The following is a 17,575-nucleotide window of genomic DNA, read 5'->3' as shown; positions in this document are numbered from 1 at the left end:
GCCTCCTAGCGGGGCAGGCCGAGCACGCGCTCGGCGGTGACGTTGCGCTGGACCTGGGACGAGCCGCCCCAGATGGTGACCGAGCGGGACCACATGGCCTGGGCGTTCATCGGCCGGAGGTCGAAGTCCGTGCCGTCGATCGACAGGGACTCGAGCGTGGCGTCCTCGCCGAGGATGTCGTCGTAGACCTCCCAGAGGTCCTGGAACGCCTCGGACCACTGCAGCTTGGTCATCGACGCCTCGAACCCGAGGTCCTTGCCCTGCTCGGTCCGGGTCAGGACGTACATCGAGTGCAGGCGCAGGCACTCCAGCTCGGTCAGTACCCGGGCGAGCTTGCCGCGCAGCACCGGGTCCTCGTCCTTGCCGAGTGCCTTCGCGACGGCCGCGATCTCGTCGTACTGCCGGCGGAACTCCGTGTACTGGGAGATGCCGGATGCGCCGCGCTCGAAGGAGAGCAGCAGCATCGCCGTCCGCCAGCCCTCGCCGATCTCGCCGAGGACGTCCGTGGCCGCCACCCGGGCGTCGTCGAAGAAGACCTCGCCGAACTCGCTGGCCCCGCTCATCTGCTTGAGCGGCCGGGCGTCGACACCGGGCTGGTTCATGTCGATGAGCAACATCGAGATGCCGCGGTGCTTCTGCGAGCCCTGCTCGGTGCGGACCAGGGTGAAGATCTTGTCGCCGTGGACGGCGTTCGTGGTCCAGACCTTCTGCCCGTTGACGACGAAGTCGTCGCCGTCCCGCACGCCCTTGGTCGTCAGCGCCGCGAGGTCCGAACCGGCGCCGGGCTCGGAGAAGCCCTGGCACCAGATGACCTCGTTGCGGAGCATCGGGCCGATGATCTCCTTGCGCTGCGCGTCCGTGCCGATCGCCATCACGGTGGGCGCGAGGAAGGTCAGGCCGAGCGGGTTGACGGTGCGCGGGGCATCGGCCAGGACCATCTCCACGTCGTAGATGGCCTTCATGCCGGGCGTGCCGCCGCGGCCGCCGAACTCGGTCGGCCACTGGATGCCGGCGAACCCGGCCAGCGCCTTGTCCCGCTCCCAGTCCCGGCGGAGCCGGAAGCTCTCGTCGTCGTCGAGGGACTCCCAGAAGCCGGGAGCCTTCCACTCGGCGGGGATGTTGGCCTGCAGCCAGGACCGGAGCTCGTTGCGGAACTCCTCCTCGGCCGCGGTGTAGCTCAGATCCATCGCTGTCTCCTCGCGGACGGTCCAGCGGTCCGGGGACCGGGCCGCTGCGCTGTCCCCACCCTGGCATACCCGCCAGTAACCTGCACCGTCCGGTGAGCCCCTCGAAGCGCCGGTATGCGCCCGGTAGCCTGCGAGTATGCGCAGTGAGCGGGTGACCGTCACCCTGCCGGCCGAACTGGTGGCCGAAGCACGGGAGGCGGTCCGACGAGGCCACGCGGCGAGCCTGTCGGCCTACGTCGCGGAGGCGGTGGCGTCCCGGCAGCTCAGGGACCGTTCCCTGGCGACGCTGGAGGACCTCTACGGCGGCCCACCACCACCCGACGAACTCGATGCGGCGCGGCGATCGCTGCGTCTGGCCCCTCCCGTTGCCGTCGGCTGAGGCCCCGGTGATCGGAGGACGGGTCCTCGACTCCAGCGCGCTGGTCGCCTTCGCCACGGGCAGGCCGGTCTACGTGCGGGCCCTGGTGTGGGCGGCGGTCGAGGAGAACATGGTGCTGGCCGTGCCGAGCGCGGCACTGGGACGCGCGTGGTCGATGCTGGAACCGGAGCACCACGCGGCCCTGCAGGTGCTGCTGGGCCTGCCCAACACGGTGATCCAGGACCTGAGCCCGGCGGCGGCGCAGGAGTCCGGGCTGCTGCTCGCATCGTCCGGGCAGGACGACATCGTGGCCGGTCAGGTGGTCACGACGGCCCGCCGCCGCGGCTGGCCCGCCGTGACCGGGGACCCGGGCGCCCTGCGGAAGCTGGACTCCCGGGTGCCGATCGAGGAGATGCCGTAGCTCAGGCTCCCGTGAAGCGGGCTCGCAGGGTCGCGAGCTCGTTCCCGGTGAGTCCGTTCGCCCGCAGCCATCCGGCAGCGCCGTCGTCCCGCTCGTCGAGCACGGCGAGGACCTCCTCCATGGCGCGGGCCCGCGGCCTGTGCCGGTCCAGCTCGTCGGCGTCCGGGACGGGCTCGCCGGTGCGCGCCCGCCAGCGGGTGAACATGTCCTCGATCCTCGTAGCCGAGAGCGCGTAGTCCTCGATGATGGCCTCCCGCTCGACCCCGACGGCGTCGAGCACCATCGCCACCAGCGTCCCGGTCCGGTCCTTGCCTGCGGCGCAGTGCACCAACGCCGGCCCGGCGTCCTCCGCGGCGAGCCGGCGGACGGCGCCGAGGACGTTCGGCCCGCGGTCCCGCAGGTAGCCGAGGTAGTTGGCCACCATCGGGTCGCTGTCCTCGCCGATCTCCGGGAGCTCGCGGCCCTCCTCGGGGATGAAGCTGAACTGGGCGATCTCCACCCCGGCCTCGGCGACGGCCGTGGAGGCGAACTCGGCGACCTCCCGGTCCGTCCGCAGGTCCAGGACCAACTTCAGGCCGACGACGTCGACCATGTGCCGGATGTCCGCGGGCGTCATGTGGTTGAGCGCCTCGCTGCGGAAGAGCACTCCGGTGCGGGTCGTGCCGCCACCCTTCAGGGGGAGCCCGCCCACGTCGCGGAGGTTGGAGAGGCCTTCGAGGGTGAGCCAGCGGTTCGCCGCCGCCTCGTGCAGCGCGGCGTCGGCCAGGGAGTCGTCGGACAGGTCGGCTTCGGTACCTGCGTCGGTCACCCCGGTCACGCTAGTCAGGCAGGTGACCGATCGAGCATGACCGGCGTCTCACGTCGGCCGACGAGCTTCTGCACGCCCGTCCGCGTCGTCGTCAGCGGGTCGGGCAGCCGGTCGGTCCGCCCCTCGGCCGCCAGGTAGGTGAAGGTCGTGACGATCGTGTCCGAGCGGACGGCGATCATCACGACGTCGAAGCCCTCGCCGCCGACGCGCCAGCCGATCGCCTCCTCGCCGCCGACGTCGACGCGCACCGCGTACGCGAACTGCGACACGTGCCGGGGCCGCCGCAGATCGCCGGAGTCGACGAGTCCGGCTTCGGCTCGTCGCCGACTGTGAAGCCGGGACCGATCTCGTCCGCGGTGAGCAGGAAGGGGCGCAGGCCGTCGGCGGCGTCGGCCATCGGGTCGCCGGAGAAGGCTCGCGACCGGCCGCCGCCAAGGGCGGCGGGGAGCAGGCAACCCGGGACAGGAGTCTCGGCACCGCGGGCCCGCCGGCCGGGGAGGTCAGCACCACCCCTGACCGGCGGCAGCATGCAAATCCTGCGGCGGGTCAGCCGAACTGGGTGGGGTTCAGCACCCGCCGGCTCAGCTTCGCGACGATGGGGCCGTCCTCCTCGCTCGCGGCGCGGACGGCGCGCCATTCCTCGTCGGCCGTGAACGCGGCCCACTTGGTGGCCATGTCGTCGTAGGAGTCGAACCTCATGACGTAGACGAGCTCGTTGTTGCTGTTGTCGCCGAGCTCGGTCAGCGAGATGAAGACGCACTCCATGCCGTGCGCCTCGAAGAAACCGAGGGTGTGTTCCTTGAACCTCTTCACCAGCGCGGGCATACGCCCGGGTGCGGTCGTGTACTCGCGGATCTCGTAGATCATCGTTGGCCTCCAGGTCGGGAAGTCCCACCCTCGCAGGAAACCCCCGCGCGGCACAGGATCTTCGTCGTGACCGGACAGGACGTTCCCCCGGCCGCGCGATCGACCGGCTCGCCGGCGGCTCCCCCGGGCGGTCGGCTCAGTGCGCGGGCGCGCGGCGCAGCGCCGCGGGGAGCATCCGCGCGCCCTCCCCCTGCGCCGCGGCGCTGTCGTTCGGGTTCAGCAGGCCGCAGCGCGCGAGGGACAGGCAGCCGCAGCCGATGCAGGAGTCCAGGCCGTCGCGCAGCGCCTCGAGGGCCTGGATCTGCTCGTCGAGCCGGCCCCGCCAGCGCTGGGACAGCCGCGTCCAGTCCTCGGTGGTCGGCCGTTCCGCGGGGAGGGAGTCCAGGGCCTCGCGCACCTCGTCGAGCCCGATGCCGATCGCCCGGGCCGCCCGGATGAAGGCGAGCCGGCGCAGCGTCGCGCGCCGGTAGCGGCGTTGGCCACCGCTGGTGCGGGTCGCCGCGACGAGGCCCTCCTTCTCGTAGTAGCGCAGGGCGGAATGCGGGAAGCCACTGCGGTCGACGACCTCGCCGATGGTCAACAGGTCCGACTGGTCCACGGCTCGTTCCTACACCTCGATTCGAGTTCAGGTTGGCGCCACCGCTCCTCCTACCACCCGTCCGGCGTAATCCGGAGGCCTGAACGGCGCAATCAACCGCCCGTCGGGTTGACCGACCGTTCACCGACGGGCGAATGGGCAGCCCCGCGCCGCACGGCGAGACGAGCGGCTCGTCCTGAGCGCCGACATGCAGTCCTCGCCCTTGTCTCGACGCATTGGTTCTCCGTAAGGTCTGCCGAGTCATCACGGTCCGATCACGAGCGGACTTCGAGCAGGACTCCCCGACCTGCTCCCGGGACCCCCGACCCGGCGTCGTTCGTGATCGAGCCCCCGATCGTGAAAGGGCAGGTTCTTGGCTGGCCACCGCTCCCCAGGCGGCCGCCGTGTGATCGACGTCCCGGCTCCCCACCGGGACACTGCACGGCGCTCCGCAGCGCGTCACGCGACCGTCAACGGTCCCGTGAACACCCGTCGTAGCTTCTCGATGACCGCCGCCTTCGGCGCGGCCATCGGCGTGGTCACCACCGGCGCCTTCGCGGCCGTGACCTCCACCGGAGCCACGAACGACACCGCGGCAGCAGCGGAAGGCACCGGAACCACCGCGGCCCTCGCCGCCAACGCGACCGTCCTCGAGCCCTCGGCGGCCCCCGACGGCATCGGCGACGTCGCCGCGACCGGCGGCCACATCAGCCCGGTCGCCTACACGGCGTCCTTCGGGGACCCCTCGGCCGCCGACGCGCAGATCGCCTCGCTGGACAAGGCCGGCAAGATCGCCGACCAGATCGCCGCCCAGCACGCCGAGGAGGCGCGCAAGCAGGCCGAGGCGGACAAGCTCGCCGCGCTGATGTCCCAGGGCGGCGTCGACGGCTGGATCGCCCAGGCGCTCGCGATCTGCGACCTCCCGCAGGACCTCGCGCCGGCGGTCAAGAAGGTCATCATGTCCGAGTCGGGCGGCAACCCGAGGGCGATCAACAACTGGGACTCCAACGCCCGTCGCGGCACCCCGTCCCAGGGCCTGATGCAGGTCATCCCGTCGACGTTCCGGGCCTACGTGCACCCGAGCCTCGCCGGCAAGTCGATCAACGACCCGGTCGCGAACATCACCGCCGGCGTCCGGTACATGGTCGCCACCTACGGCCTGGACACGCTCGAGGCGGGTGGCCGCACGAACAGCTCCGGCAACTACGTGGGCTACTGACCCTCCGACCAGCGGTTCTCGCCCGGATGGCCTAGTCTGGCGGGACCCGCCGGACGGCGGCGGCGGTGACACTCCGCCGAGAAGATTCCGAACGTTCGGTGACTGCTCATCCTTCGGGCGCGACACCGCGCGCCGCCCCGCCGGCGGCGCGAACGAGCCGAGGCGGAGGCCGGTCCCGGAGATGACCCAGATTCCCTCGGATCTCCCCGGCCCGTCGAACGCCGGTTCCGGCCGGCCCGCTCCCGACGCCTCCGCGACGCGGACCACACCCACCTTCCGGCCCGAGCTGCAGGGCCTGCGGGCCCTCGCCGTCGCACTCGTCGTCGTCTACCACGTGTGGATCGGCCGGGTCTCCGGCGGCGTCGACGTCTTCTTCGTCCTCTCCGGCTTCCTCATCACCGGGGCGCTCTTCCGCTCCGCCTCCCGCGGCCCGCTGAGCCTCGGCCCGATGTGGGCCCGCCAGGCCACCCGGCTGGTCCCGGCCGCGTTCGTCGTGCTGATCGTCTGCATCCCGCTCGGCGTCGCCCTCCTGCCCGAGGCCCGCTGGCTGCAGACGGTCAAGGAGGTCCTCGCCAGCGCTGTCTTCATGGAGAACTGGCGGCTCGGCAGCGACGCGGTGGACTACGCGGCCCAGCACGACACCGCGAGCGTGGTCCAGCACTTCTGGTCGCTCTCGATCCAGGTGCAGTTCTACGTCGTGTGGCCGCTCCTGGTGGCACTCGTCGCGCTCACCGCGGGCTATGCGCGGGACAAGCTGCGGATCCACCTGACGCTGACGATGATCGGTGTCCTCGTGGCGTCCCTGACGTTCTCGATCGTCCTGACGCTGGCGAACCAGCCGCTGGCCTACTTCCACTCCCTGACCCGCGCCTGGGAGTTCGCGCTCGGCGGGCTGCTCGCGCTCGTGATCGACACCGTCGTGCTGTCCCGGGCGCTGCGCCTCGCGATGGGCTGGGCCGGCGTGCTGGGGCTCGTCGCGTGCGGCCTGGTCCTGCAGGTCGACCGCGTGTTCCCCGGCTATGCGGCGCTGTGGCCGACCCTCTGCGCGGTCATGATCCTGCTGGCCGGCATGACCGGGAGCCCGCTGGGCGCGGACCGGGTGCTCGGCAGCCGGCCGATGCAGTACCTGGGTGACCTCAGCTACGCGCTCTACCTCTGGCACTGGCCGGTCCTGGTCTTCTTCCTCGTCGTCCGGGACCGCGCCGAGGTCGGGCTGCCCGACGGCGCGGTCGTCGTCGCGATCTCGGTGGTACTGGCGATCGCGACGCACCATCTCGTCGAGGAGCCGCTCCGACGGGCCCGGCTCACGGACCGTTCCAGGACGCGGATCTGCGCGGCGATGGTCGTGGTGGTGCTGGTGGCGGCGGGCGGGTGGCAGATCTCGGCGTACCAGCGGGCCGACGACCTCGGCGCTATCGGGGACGTCGACCATCCCGGAGCGATGGCGCTGCGCGAGGGGTTGCCGAACGACGGCCGGACCGCCGTGGAGCCGGTCCCGCCCATGGTGACGATCTCCCAGGACTGGGGACAGCAGCGAGGCGCCTGGACCTGCCGGCCGGTGCCGGACCAGCCACAGGTGCCGGAATGCACTCTCGCCACGGACGGAACGCCCGAACGCACCCTCGTCGTCGTCGGCGACTCGCACTCACAGCAGTACGTCGACGCGCTGCAGCCGATCGCCGAGAGCCGCAACTGGCGTCTCGTGACCTTCCTCCTCGGGGCCTGCCCGTTCTCCACCCGGTCGGACACGGACCCGAACAACACAGACTGCGTGGGGTGGAATCAGATCGCGGCGGACACGATCCTCGCGCTCCACCCGGACGCGGTGTTCGCCGCCGCTAGCAGCGAGGTGCGGCCCGGACTGACCGAGCACACCCCGGCCGGCTACGTCGAGCAGTGGCGGCGGATGAACGACGCCGGCATCCCGGTCGTCGCGTTCCGGGACAACCCCCGTTTCGCCTCGTCGCGCCCGGACTGCGTGCAACAGCTCGGAGCGGACGCGCCCGAGTGCGGCGTCCCCCGAGCGGACGTCTACGCCGCGACGGCCCCCTACGAGCAGATCCCGGACCTGCCTCCGAACGTGTCCTTCCTGGACATGGCGGACGCGCTCTGCGACCCGGAGCAGTGTCCCGCCGTCGTCGGCAACGTGCTCGTCTACATGGACGACAACCACGTCACCGCGACCTACATGCGGTCGATGGCGCCGATGGTGGAAGAACGGCTGGATCAGGCTCTGGGCTGGTAGCGCCTCAGCCGACGACCGGGCGCGCCTTGTTTCCCCCGACCGCCACCACGGCGCCGCTGCGGAGCTGCGCCCCACGACGGAGCTCCGGCCGGCCGTCGACCGTCACCTCGCCGGCCTCGATCAGCTCGCGGGCGTGCGCACCGTCCTCGGCCAGGCCGGAGAGCTTGAGGAACTGACCGAGCCGGATGGGTTCGGCGGAGATCGGGACGTTCTGCACGGGACCAGCCACCCGTGCATCATCCCTGATGTCGGTCGCGGGCCCGCTCTCCGCTCGCTAGCGTCGGCCGACGTGCCCGATCTCCGCTCGCTGCCGAAGGCGCACCTGCACGTCCACGCCGAGAGCACGGTCCGGCCGTCGACGCTGCGCGAGCTCGCCCACGGCCTTCCGGCACCGCCGCCCCGCACCCGGTTCGACGGCTTCCGGGACTTCGGGGACCACGGCGGCCTCGTCCGGGCCTGCCTCCGCTCCCCCGCGGACTTCACCCGGGTCGGCACCGAGCTGATGCAGGATGAGGCGGCCCAGGCACGGGATACGTGGAGGTCACGCTCAAGGAGAGGGGAGAGAGATGGTGGAGAGCCCCACCTCGGCTCCGGGATGGAGGGCGGGATACAGGAGTCCTTGAACCGACGATGCGGGGGTCCACCGATCGACCCACGCACGCGTCGACCGGTCCATGGCCTGGTCGGTCGACGGTGCGAACGAGCCGGACGCGCGACTGTTGCGGCACCGGGGAGACGCCCCGGACCGAGGAGGAACAGTCGAATGACCACCACCACGACCAGCACCAGCAGCAGCGCCGACCGGACGGACCGGGTCGAGGGGGTGCGCGCGACGTGCGCCACCGGCAGTGCGTACCTTGCCTATCCGGTCGGGGCCCGATTTCCCCGCCGGGCCCTCGCAGGGAAGAGTTCTGCCCGGGTCCTCCCCCGCCAGGCCTGCTCGATTCGGGCGTGCCCGGTGGGGGCGCGGTTTCCTCGTCGAACCGCCGTCGAACTGACCGAGCGGATCCCGGTCTCGTTCGTGGGTGGGACTGCGTCGAGGCCGCCCGTGGGCGCACGCTTCCCGCGTCCGAAGCGGACTGACGACCGCTGAGCCTGCCGGCGCCGGCGGTGTCGACGGCGGCTGACCGTGGCCGCACGACAGAAGACTGCTGCATCAGCGGCCCTTCCGCCCGTAGGGCCGACGGGGACCTCGCCCGCGTCGACGGTCCTCGCCGCGAGGTCACGCAGCTTGACGTTCAGATTTGCGCCGCAAACGACCTGCCGCGAGAGCCCGGTGGCGGGGACGCGGCGGGAGCCGTGCGCCGGTTCCGTCTGCCCCGCCATGCCTACTCCCGGACTCGCGGCCCGGGAGCGCCCCGGTGACCGATCACCGATCCACCCGCGCGCAAATGATCACAGCATGGAACCGACCCCGACCGATCCCGGCGAACCTGTCGCGGACAGCGCCACCTCCCTCGGAGAAGCCCGTGCCGACCAGATCGTCAGGGCGGGAGCCCCCTACCCCTACTCCTCGCCCCTGCCGGCAGCCGCCCGCGACGCCCACGAGCAGGCCGCGGCTCGCGCGTTCAGCGCGTACCTGAAGCGGGGCTGGTTCCTGGGGGCCCCAGGGTTCCTCATGCTGTTCGTCCCGCTGGCGCGGCGGTCGGGCCCGACCCCCTAGACCACCGCCAAGAGGTCGTCGGATCTCCCAGCCGGGCTCGCAGCGGTCCGCCGCCAGCGTTCCTGGCTCGCGGCGCCCGGGTCGATCTCCCCGACGAGGGTCGAGTCCGAGGGCTCGCTGACCGGGCGCAGCAGCTCGTCGGACAGGCCGAGTCGGCTCGGTGAGACGTCGAGCTGTTGAGCGATGCGGAGCAGCATCTCGACGTCGGTCACCCGTCGTTGGCCGCTGGCGGGACTGCAGTTGCGGTCTCCCCGGACGAAGGCCCTCCAATGCCCCATCTCAGGGTCCCGACCCTACGAGGTCGGCGAACACGACGATGTTGTTGTCGTAGCTGCGTGCTTCCCGGTCGAAGGGTCCACCACAGGTGATCAACCGTAGTCCTGCGTGGTCGATGTCGCCGTAGACCTGGCCGGTGGGGAAGTCGCTCTTCGGGTACTCATTGACCTGCGTCACCCTGAATAGCGCCGTACTGCCGTCCTGCCGCGCGACCGTGACTTCCTCGCCGGGCCTCAGCGTGCGTAGTTGATGGAAAACCCCAGGCTGGCCGTCCCAGTCGACATGACCGGCGATGATGGCCGGGCCCAGCGCTCCCGGGGTGGGGGAACCCGTGTACCAGCCGGCCGGGAAGCCGCGGGGGGGCACCTGCAGCGTTCGGTCCGGCATCAGTCCGAGGTCCATGAGGAAGGAGTCCACTCCGATCGCCGGAATCTGCACCCGGACCGGGGCGGACGTCGTCAACGGCGCCGGCGCGGCCGGCGAGGGCGCCCCGCTCGCTGTCGAGGCCGTCGGGGCCGGGGCGGTACGCGAGTCGCTGGAGCACCCGGCGGCGGCGAGGACGAGTCCGAGGATGACAACGGCTGCCAGGGCAGCCGCCCCCGTCACGGCCCCTGAACGGGTCGGACGGGGGCGGCTGTTGCTGGCTCGGTGCTGAGGCAAGAGTTACCCGGACCTCAGGCCTTCCGGCGAGCCCGCCAGAAGACACCGGCGCCACCAGCCACCAGCGCACCTGCCAGCAGCAGGTAGTAGGCGGCTTCGGAGTCTCCCGTGCTGCTGCCGTTGCCGGTTTCGACCGATCCGACAGGGACCTGCGTGATCTGGCTGCCCGGAGTGGTCACGGCCTCAGCAGCGGCCGGTGCTCCGCCGGTGCCGCCGTGGCCGCCGTTTCCGCTGCCGCCCCCGTGGCCCCTGTGGCCACCGTTTCCGTCGGCATCCCCGTGGCCCCTGTGGCCTTCGTGTCCGCCGCCGCCGTTCTCGTCGCCGCCGTTTCCACCGCTACCGTCGTTCTCGTCGCCGCCGTTCTGGCCGCCGTTTCCACCGCCGCCGTTACCGCCGCCGTTCTCATCACCTCCGCTGTTCTCACCGCCGCCGTTTCCACCGCCGCCGTTGTCGCCACCGCCGTTGTCGCCACCGCCACCGTTCTCGCCGCCGCCACCAGGAGGCGTGGCCGGCGGGACCGAGATCGGGGGAATCGTGATCGGGGGAATCGTGATCGGGCCGATGATGATCGGTGGGGTGGTGATCGGCGGGACCACGACCGGCGGGGTGGTGCCCCCTGGAGGCGTGGTGGCGCAGTTCGGGCGCGTGATCGAGTTGTCATCGAGAGTGACCGACCCGTTGCGAGCCAGCACCCGTCCGGCCACGGTGGAACCGGTCTGCACCGATGCGGAGGTCAACGCGAGGATGCTGCCGACGAAGGTCGTGTCGGTGCCGAGGGTCGCAGAGCTACCCACCTGCCAGAAAACGTTGCAGGGCGAGCCCCCATTGATCAGGGAGACCGTGCTGTTCGACGCCGTGATCAGGGTGGATCCCGCCTGGAAGATGAACACCGCGTTGGGGTTGCCCCCGGCGTCCAGGGTGACCGTGCCGGTCAAACCCATCGACGAAGCCGCGTTGTAGACCCCAGGGGCCAGCGTCTGTCCTCCGAGATCGGTGCTCACCGCATCCGCCGGGGTCCGCCCGGCCGCATCGTTGTACGCGGTGGTCAGATCCGCCTCGGCCTGGGCCGCTACGGCGTCAGCCGCGTGGATGGTTCCGTTGGTCACGGTCCCAGGCGGAAAGCCGGTGACTGCGGTGCCCGGACTGACCCCGAGGTCTCCGGAGACGACCGAGGGGCCGGTGTTGTTGACCGACTGGCCGGCCAACACCGCGAACGGCGTGGCCGTACCCAGCCCTACCGTTGGCTGGACCGATGCCGCCAGCGCAGCCGGAGCCGCGACGACGCCGGCGAGCAGCACCAAAGCGGCGGCGGCGCCCACCGACCAGAACCCGCGATGCAAAAATCTTCCGCAAGTCGAACGAGCCACCAGTCTCACGATCTCTTCCCCCGATTAACGAACGGTCCGACCAGCCAGCGCGCTCATTAGTGATCTCGCGCGAGATCGATCTTCATGCCTTGATAGGTGTTTGCTTCAACGAGCCACGAGGAGGCGAAGTTGTCGATCGTCACTGCAATTCCTGTTTTTCCACTCGCCCGTTCAAAATCGGTACCGCTGGATGAGAACAGGGAACACTGACCACATACACAACGTCACAATCGGCTCCGAGCGTTGGCGGGATGCCCACGTCGCCTCTTCAGACCGGGCTTCCGTCCCTCCAACTCACACACGGGCGTCGGTGGCACTCCCGTTCAGAAGTTCGGCCGGACCCACCGCCCTCTGCCGGTAACGGGGGTATGGGCCGTTCGATGGGGCCGGCCCGTGGAAGCGAAGGGGGTAGCGGTCCGCTAGCAACTCGGGGAGGCGGGCACGCTCGTCGTCAATTGTCGTCGAGGCTCATCTGCGTGTCGACGATCGGCCTCGCCACCACCAGCCCGTGGACGGAGCGCTGATGTATGGACGGCCAGGCAGATCGATCGGCAGCGTCGAGCAGCGCGACAGCCTCCTCGTCGGCTGCGGACTCTGGTCGGCTGGCGCCGCTTGGTGAGCGCGACCGCATCGTGGCGACCCAGGGCACCGTCAGGCGGGTCACCCACGTCGGGTCCAACAGCTGTCCGGCCAAGAGCTCGTCCGCCCACGTGCCGCGGCCGGCCGGCCTTCGAGCGACGCCGCGTCGGCGTCCGCTGCTACGCCTCCTACTACGCGGACACGAGAACGGCCCCCAGGACGATGTCCTGAGGGCCGTTCTTCCGAGTAGCGGGGGTAGGATTCGAACCTACGACCTCTGGGTTATGAGGCGATCGGTCCGACACTCCCCTGTTTCAGCCTGGCTTTCCAGCTATCGATCCTGCGACGTCAGCATCCCCACTGCCGCGCTGGACCGACTCGCGTCGATTCGCGGCGTCTCACCCGTCCGCACCCGTCCACGACACCGACGTGACCACGGGCGTGACCACAACTGCATTGAGCTGGGAAGGCCTGCCGTACGCATATGCCGAGGACCCCCGAGTGACACTGTCACAGGGGTGTCACTGCTTCTGTCACAGCTGTCTTCGCAGGTCAGACCTACCAGAACTACATAGTGACAGAGTAGTAGTGGTAGAGGGTCCCTTTAAGGAAAGCTGACGCGCGCGCCGCGCATGCCCGCTGAGCTGCACAAATGCGAGGTCGTGGGACGCAGCCGGCTCAAACTTCGGCGGGTATTCGGCGGGCCGCTGCCTCTGACTCGTCTCAGCGGAGGTCCGCCAGGACGATGCTGGCCTTCTGAGCCGCCGTGCGCACACGAGGTACCGAGTCATCCTGCAGCCGGTCCAACAGGGGCGCGGCAGCGATCAGACCATGCTTGCCGATGATCTTCGCGACCCACCCGCGAACCCGCCATTGCTCGTCGCCGGCAGCGTCGGTCAGAATGGGCAGAGCCTGATCCTCCCAAGCCCAAAACAGGCCGCGTGCCGCCCAAACACGAAGCCAGTAGCTCTGGTTCGACGGGATGCCCAGGTCGATCAGCTCCTGCCCGGCAGGTCCACCCAGTGCGACGACCAGGCCGGCGTCGGAGTCGTCACCATCCAGCATCCTGCAGCAGCCTCTGACGAATGCCGCCCGTCCACGCCGACGACATTCCGCCCCCGGGGGATCGAACCCCGAACCCACGGAATTAGAGCCGGATGCGGCTACGATCCCCGATCTCCTGTGGGACCGGCTGGCGAGGTCGGATCAACGTCGTTTGAGTACGGCAACAGCGTGAGCTGGTGGGTATAAGTCAGGCGTAGATCGTTTCCGGACGTCTCACCCGTGCCGCCGGCAGCGCGGTGACCTCCGCACCCACGCGAAACCGCCCCGGCCGGCCAGCTTGCCAACCCGGGCGGTTCGCCGCGCGATCAGATGACCGACGTGAGCGTGCCGTAGGCGATGATGTTGTCCACGTAGCTGCGCGCGGCCTGATTGAACGCCCCGCCGCAGGTGATCAGCCGGACCTCCGCGCCCGGGGTGTCGCCGTAGACCTCCTGGGTGGGGAACCTGTCCTTGGGGACCTGTTGCATTTTCGTGATGGTGAAGACCGCGGTCTTGCCGTCCGCGCGGTTCACCCGCACCTGGTCACCCGGCTTGAGCTCGTGCAGCCGGGCGAAGATGCCGTCCTTGCCGCCCCCGTTGACGTGCCCCAGGATGACCGCCGGCCCTAGGGCGCCCGGGGTCGGGCCCGGGCGGTACCAGCTAGCCTGCTGGGGCTCGCTGACCGGGGCGGTAGCGATCGTCTGGTCCGGATTGAGGCCGAGCGGAATGAGGCTCGACACCGCGTTGATCTTGTCGATCCGGATCTCGGTGGGGTCGGAGGGGGCCAGCGGGTCCACTGCTGGCGCCCCCGCTGAGGATGTCGGCTCCAGCACCTGCACCGCCGAGGGGCGGTCGAAGACGGTGGAGCCCGCCCACACGCCGCCGGCCACTGCGATGGCTGCCAGCGCCACTGTGATCTTTGTACGCACGGAGAGGCCCCGCGGCTTCGTGGCGCGGTTGTGTCGGTCCACGGCGGGCGTCTCCCCTCCCGATGGTGTCGTCTGTCCGGTACTGGTCATTCGCCGTGCCCTTCTCGTGTGTCCGGCGTTCCTCTGGGCCGGCAGTTGCGACCAGGTCGGACAGGTAGGACAAGCATCGCGACGGCATCAGGACCGATCGATGGTGTGCGCCCCAGATCGAGCCGAATCATCCCCCCAACCCCGGTAGGGACCGCTCCCCCGCCAATTGGATTGGGGGTCGCCTACCAGCAACGACGCGCGGATTCCAGGAACGACATCGACCGGGTGGCTGGGCGCCGGACTTTTCGTCCGGCGCATCGGAACTGCTCGCGCTGGTGGCCTCGCAGGCTCGGATGAGTGAGTTACGGGCTCGGGTCGTCCAGCGCCGGTAGTGGGGCAGAACGGGTGACCGAGGAGGGCTACTGGAGTGAGCCCGGTCCGGACCTGGCCTCGGGCGCCAGCCTGCGATCAGCTCCGGTACCCGCCCGCCGACGCTCAACGACCTGGCCGGAACGTCAACGGCTCGCGCATTCCGCCCAGGGTGAGCCTCAGCTCCGGCTCGCCTTCGACGAAGGACACCCAGGGCACACACGAATATATCTGGGGGCTTCGGCTGCCGGCTGAGCTACGCCACCCACACGCGAAACCGCCCGGGCCGGCCAGCTTGCCAACCCGGGCGGTTCGCCGCGCGATCAGACGACCGACGTGAGCGTGCCGTAGGCGATGACGTTGTCCACGTAGTCGCGCGCGGCCTTGATCAGCCTGTCGATCCGGATCTCGGTGGGGTCGGACGGGGCCAGCGGGGCCACCGCTGGCACCGCTTCGCCCCGCACCACCGGCGACGACAGGATGGGACCGTCGAGGGGCCCGCCGACCGGGCTGCCCGCGACCGGGCCACCGCCGGTCGCCACCCCGCCCTTGGGATAGACCGGCACGTACTGCCCACCAGCCGGCGGTTCGGCGTTGCCGTTGCCCGGACCCCCACCGCCAGGTCCACCAGGTCGATCAGGTCCATCGCCCACGACTTGGAACTTGTCGGTCGCGGTGGCCTTCCCCGAGGAGTCGCCGCAGACCAGGGTCACCGTGTGATCGCCGAGGCTGGCGGTGGATTTGACCGTGCCGAGATTGGCGCCCTGTGTGGCGGCCCCGTGCATCACGTCCGGCCAGTCCAGCGACAACGGCACCGCCCCGGGGGAACACGTCACTTCGGCCGTGATTCGCTCACCCCGCTTGACCTGCTCCGGCGATACCGATACCGAAGCCGTCACAGGAGGGGGTGTGGGCACGACCCGGAACTTGCCGGTCGCGGTGATCGGCAGGCTGCCGTCTGGATCACCTACGTTGCAGACCAGGGTCACCGTATGATCGCCGAGGCTGGCGGTGGATTTGACCTTGCCGAGATTGGCGCCCTGTATGGCGACCCCTTGCATCCGCACGTCCGGCCAGTCCAGCGACAACGACCCCGTGCCCTCGGGACACGTCACGTCGGCCGTGATTCGCTCACCCCGCTTGACCTGCTCCGGCGATACCGATACCGAAGCCTCCAGGGGTGGCGGCGTGGGCGTCGCCGGCTCCGTCTCCCGGACGTTGCCCTCGGGCCGATCGGTGGGTGGCGGCTTGGGCGGCGGCGATGTGATCCGGCGGTTGCCCTCATCGGACTGACCACCGCCACTACCCTGCCGGGTGCTGGTGGTCGGCGGGTTCGGGTTGTCGGGCTGATCGGCGGCCAGCGCGGCGGGGGCGCTACAGAGCAGCGTCAGCAGCAGCGTCAGCAGCGTCAGCGCGGCGCCGGCCAGCAGCGCGCGACCCCGCATGGTGTCTCTGTCCACCGGCTTCCTTAGCATTCGCACCGAGGGGCCCCGCGGCTTCGTGGCGCGGTTGTGTCGGTCCACGGCGGGCGTCTCCCCTCCCGATGGTGTCGTCTGTCCGGTACTGGTCATTCGCCGTGCCCTTCTCGTGTGTCCGGCCCTTCACTGGGCCGGCAGTTGCGACCAGGTCGGACAGGTAGGACAAGCATCGCGACGGCATCAGGACCGATCGATGGTGTGCGCCCCAGATCGAGCCGAACCAACCCCCCAACCCCGGTAGGGACCGCTCCCCCGCCAAATGGATCGGGGTTCGCCCACCAGCAACGACGCGCGGATTCCAGGAACGACATCGACCGGGTGGCCGGGCGCCGGACTTCTCGTCCGGCACATCGGAACTGCTCGCGCTGGTGGCCTCGCAGGCTCGGATGAGTTAGCGGCCGCGCGGAATGATCACATGTCGGCGGCGGCGGGTGTGTTGTTCAACGAGTGCGGGCACGACCTTCCGATCATGAAGTTGCTGACGCTTCGTGATCACTGGAGGGTTCGTGCCCGCGCTGCCATCATGGCTCCTCGAGCCGTTGTGGGACCAGTTCGCCGCGCTGCTACCGGTCCGCGACGAGTTCGTGGCCACCCATCCGTGGGGCTGCCACCGCCGCCGTGTCGGCGACCGGATCGTGTTCGACAAGCTGATCCAGGTGTTGCGGTTCGGCTGCGCGTACGAGGCCATCGCCGACACCACCTGCTCGGCCACCACCATCCGGACCCGCCGCGACGAGTGGATCGCGCTCGGCGTGTTCGGCCGGCTCGTCGAGATCGCCCGTGACGCCCGGCGCGTTACGGATTTGGGCCGATCTCTCGCGGGCCGGCCGGACCCCCGTGCAGGGAACGAACGGGATGGGCTCGCGGGAGCCGTCTCCCTCAGCTCGGGGACGCCGGTGACCATCTTCCGGGCAGCAGCAGGCGGACTGTTCCGGCTGGCCGTAGCCCTCAAGTGGCGTTGACCGCGATGACCCCCGCCAACGGAACGCCGAGCCTGGAGTCGTGGACGTCTACTCCCGCCGCAGCGTCGGCTGGCGGTTCAGCACCGTCAGGAACAACGCGCTGCCTCCGCTCGCCTGGAGATCACCATGACCGCTCTGCCGTCCAGCCCCCGCATCGCCGCGCCGGCCTACTACCACGGCCGACCCGTGTCCTTCTGGATCACCCACCTGTCCCCCCGTCGTGGGGGTCCGCGGGCTGCCGCCCCCGCCAAATCCCAGGACCGATCGCGGACATGATCGGTGCGCTCGGCCCCGAGGCGCTGAGGGTCGTCACCCACGTCAACGGGTGATCGCAGCGCTAGGACGTGCGGGAGCGCCGATCTGTCGGTTCGACGCGGTATGCCGCCACCCCGGTTCGCCGACCACCCACCGAGGAGAAGAAGCCATGACCACCATCACCGCAGCGGTCGCTCGTGAACACCACGCACCTCTGACTCTCGAGCAGCTAGAACTGGACGACATCCGCGACGACGAAGAGCGCGTGAAGATGGTCGCCA

At 70.2% G+C, this 17,575-nt stretch carries 18 protein-coding genes and 1 pseudogene; 6 read left to right on the top strand and 13 right to left on the bottom strand.

What is annotated here, in order from left to right; translation table 11 throughout:
• Positions 1-5: 5 nt before the first annotated feature.
• On the bottom strand, positions 6-1,187 hold the full coding sequence (locus tag JWP64_RS21955) for an acyl-CoA dehydrogenase family protein (protein ID WP_297500188.1): 1,182 nt from the start codon (positions 1,185-1,187) through the stop codon (positions 6-8).
• Positions 1,188-1,338: 151 nt separating this feature from the next.
• On the opposite strand from JWP64_RS21955, the gene JWP64_RS21950 reads away from it, so the two are divergent.
• Positions 1,339-1,566: a hypothetical protein gene (locus JWP64_RS21950; RefSeq protein WP_297500185.1), complete on the top strand. Its 228-nt coding sequence runs from the start codon at positions 1,339-1,341 to the stop codon at positions 1,564-1,566.
• A gap of 7 nt (positions 1,567-1,573) precedes the next feature.
• The gene (locus JWP64_RS21945; protein WP_297500182.1) at positions 1,574-1,966 is read left to right on the top strand and encodes a hypothetical protein; all 393 of its coding nucleotides are present in this window, start codon (positions 1,574-1,576) and stop codon (positions 1,964-1,966) included.
• A gap of 1 nt (position 1,967) precedes the next feature.
• On the opposite strand, the gene JWP64_RS21940 is transcribed toward JWP64_RS21945, so the two are convergent.
• From JWP64_RS21940 to soxR, 4 genes are all read right to left on the bottom strand, one after another.
• The gene (locus tag JWP64_RS21940) at positions 1,968-2,774 is read right to left on the bottom strand and encodes a tyrosine-protein phosphatase (protein WP_297500179.1); all 807 of its coding nucleotides are present in this window, start codon (positions 2,772-2,774) and stop codon (positions 1,968-1,970) included.
• Between the two features lie 14 nt (positions 2,775-2,788).
• Positions 2,789-3,043, bottom strand: coding sequence for a hypothetical protein (locus tag JWP64_RS21935; RefSeq protein ID WP_297500176.1), 255 nt, complete (start codon positions 3,041-3,043; stop codon positions 2,789-2,791).
• A 277-nt stretch (positions 3,044-3,320) separates the two neighbouring features.
• The gene (locus tag JWP64_RS21930; RefSeq protein WP_297500173.1) at positions 3,321-3,641 is read right to left on the bottom strand and encodes an NIPSNAP family protein; all 321 of its coding nucleotides are present in this window, start codon (positions 3,639-3,641) and stop codon (positions 3,321-3,323) included.
• 136 nt (positions 3,642-3,777) lie between these two features.
• The gene (gene soxR / locus JWP64_RS21925; protein ID WP_297500170.1) at positions 3,778-4,239 is read right to left on the bottom strand and encodes a redox-sensitive transcriptional activator SoxR; all 462 of its coding nucleotides are present in this window, start codon (positions 4,237-4,239) and stop codon (positions 3,778-3,780) included.
• 484 nt (positions 4,240-4,723) lie between these two features.
• Between soxR and JWP64_RS21920 the strand changes: the two genes are divergently transcribed.
• A complete protein-coding gene (locus JWP64_RS21920; protein ID WP_297500167.1) occupies positions 4,724-5,437 on the top strand; it encodes a transglycosylase SLT domain-containing protein in 714 nt (237 codons plus the stop codon).
• 181 nt (positions 5,438-5,618) lie between these two features.
• Positions 5,619-7,682: an acyltransferase family protein gene (locus JWP64_RS21915; protein ID WP_297500164.1), complete on the top strand. Its 2,064-nt coding sequence runs from the start codon at positions 5,619-5,621 to the stop codon at positions 7,680-7,682.
• 4 nt (positions 7,683-7,686) lie between these two features.
• Here the strand turns inward: JWP64_RS21915 and JWP64_RS21910 are convergent, their stop codons facing one another.
• On the bottom strand, positions 7,687-7,911 hold the full coding sequence (locus tag JWP64_RS21910; RefSeq protein ID WP_297500161.1) for an RNA-binding S4 domain-containing protein: 225 nt from the start codon (positions 7,909-7,911) through the stop codon (positions 7,687-7,689).
• Between the two features lie 1,173 nt (positions 7,912-9,084).
• Here JWP64_RS21910 and JWP64_RS21905 point away from each other — a divergent pair.
• Positions 9,085-9,345 carry a hypothetical protein gene (locus JWP64_RS21905; protein ID WP_297500158.1) on the top strand — a complete coding sequence of 87 codons (261 nt, stop codon included), beginning with the start codon at positions 9,085-9,087 and terminating at the stop codon, positions 9,343-9,345.
• On the opposite strand, the gene JWP64_RS21900 is transcribed toward JWP64_RS21905, so the two are convergent.
• From JWP64_RS21900 to JWP64_RS21870, 7 genes are all read right to left on the bottom strand, one after another.
• A complete protein-coding gene (locus tag JWP64_RS21900) occupies positions 9,342-9,557 on the bottom strand; it encodes a hypothetical protein (RefSeq protein WP_297500154.1) in 216 nt (71 codons plus the stop codon). The genes JWP64_RS21905 and JWP64_RS21900 overlap by 4 nt on opposite strands.
• 67 nt (positions 9,558-9,624) lie before the next feature.
• On the bottom strand, positions 9,625-10,227 hold the full coding sequence (locus JWP64_RS21895) for a class F sortase (protein WP_297500151.1): 603 nt from the start codon (positions 10,225-10,227) through the stop codon (positions 9,625-9,627).
• A gap of 68 nt (positions 10,228-10,295) precedes the next feature.
• Positions 10,296-11,600 carry an ice-binding family protein gene (locus JWP64_RS21890; protein WP_297500148.1) on the bottom strand — a complete coding sequence of 435 codons (1,305 nt, stop codon included), beginning with the start codon at positions 11,598-11,600 and terminating at the stop codon, positions 10,296-10,298.
• 499 nt (positions 11,601-12,099) lie between these two features.
• Positions 12,100-12,312 carry a hypothetical protein gene (locus JWP64_RS21885; protein WP_297500145.1) on the bottom strand — a complete coding sequence of 71 codons (213 nt, stop codon included), beginning with the start codon at positions 12,310-12,312 and terminating at the stop codon, positions 12,100-12,102.
• A 638-nt stretch (positions 12,313-12,950) separates the two neighbouring features.
• Positions 12,951-13,292 (bottom strand): HEAT repeat domain-containing protein, encoded by a 342-nt coding sequence (locus JWP64_RS21880; protein WP_297500142.1) that lies wholly within the window; start codon positions 13,290-13,292, stop codon positions 12,951-12,953.
• 305 nt (positions 13,293-13,597) lie between these two features.
• On the bottom strand, positions 13,598-14,182 hold the full coding sequence (locus JWP64_RS21875; RefSeq protein ID WP_297500139.1) for a class F sortase: 585 nt from the start codon (positions 14,180-14,182) through the stop codon (positions 13,598-13,600).
• A 740-nt stretch (positions 14,183-14,922) separates the two neighbouring features.
• Positions 14,923-16,059 carry a hypothetical protein gene (locus JWP64_RS21870; RefSeq protein WP_297500136.1) on the bottom strand — a complete coding sequence of 379 codons (1,137 nt, stop codon included), beginning with the start codon at positions 16,057-16,059 and terminating at the stop codon, positions 14,923-14,925.
• 524 nt (positions 16,060-16,583) lie between these two features.
• Between JWP64_RS21870 and JWP64_RS21865 the strand changes: the two are divergent.
• A pseudogene (locus JWP64_RS21865) lies at positions 16,584-16,853 on the top strand (transposase); the annotation flags it as partial.
• Positions 16,854-17,575: the final 722 nt, after the last annotated feature.

Source organism: Pseudonocardia sp. (assembly GCF_025465255.1).
GTDB lineage: Bacteria > Actinomycetota > Actinomycetes > Mycobacteriales > Pseudonocardiaceae > Pseudonocardia.
Note: the sequence above shows the minus strand (reverse complement) of the source record. Positions and strands in the feature narration are given on the sequence as shown.

Bases quoted from the DNA above. Each gene is read 5' to 3' on its own strand.
- JWP64_RS21955 (WP_297500188.1), bottom strand. From the start codon at position 1,187: ATGGATCTGAGCTACACCGCGGCCGAGGAGGAGTTCCGCAACGAGCTC.
- JWP64_RS21930 (WP_297500173.1), bottom strand. From the start codon at position 3,641: ATGATCTACGAGATCCGCGAGTACACGACCGCACCCGGGCGTATGCCC.
- JWP64_RS21920 (WP_297500167.1), top strand. From the start codon at position 4,724: ATGACCGCCGCCTTCGGCGCGGCCATCGGCGTGGTCACCACCGGCGCC.
- JWP64_RS21915 (WP_297500164.1), top strand. From the start codon at position 5,619: ATGACCCAGATTCCCTCGGATCTCCCCGGCCCGTCGAACGCCGGTTCC.
- JWP64_RS21905 (WP_297500158.1), top strand. From the start codon at position 9,085: ATGGAACCGACCCCGACCGATCCCGGCGAACCTGTCGCGGACAGCGCC.
- JWP64_RS21880 (WP_297500142.1), bottom strand. From the start codon at position 13,292: ATGCTGGATGGTGACGACTCCGACGCCGGCCTGGTCGTCGCACTGGGT.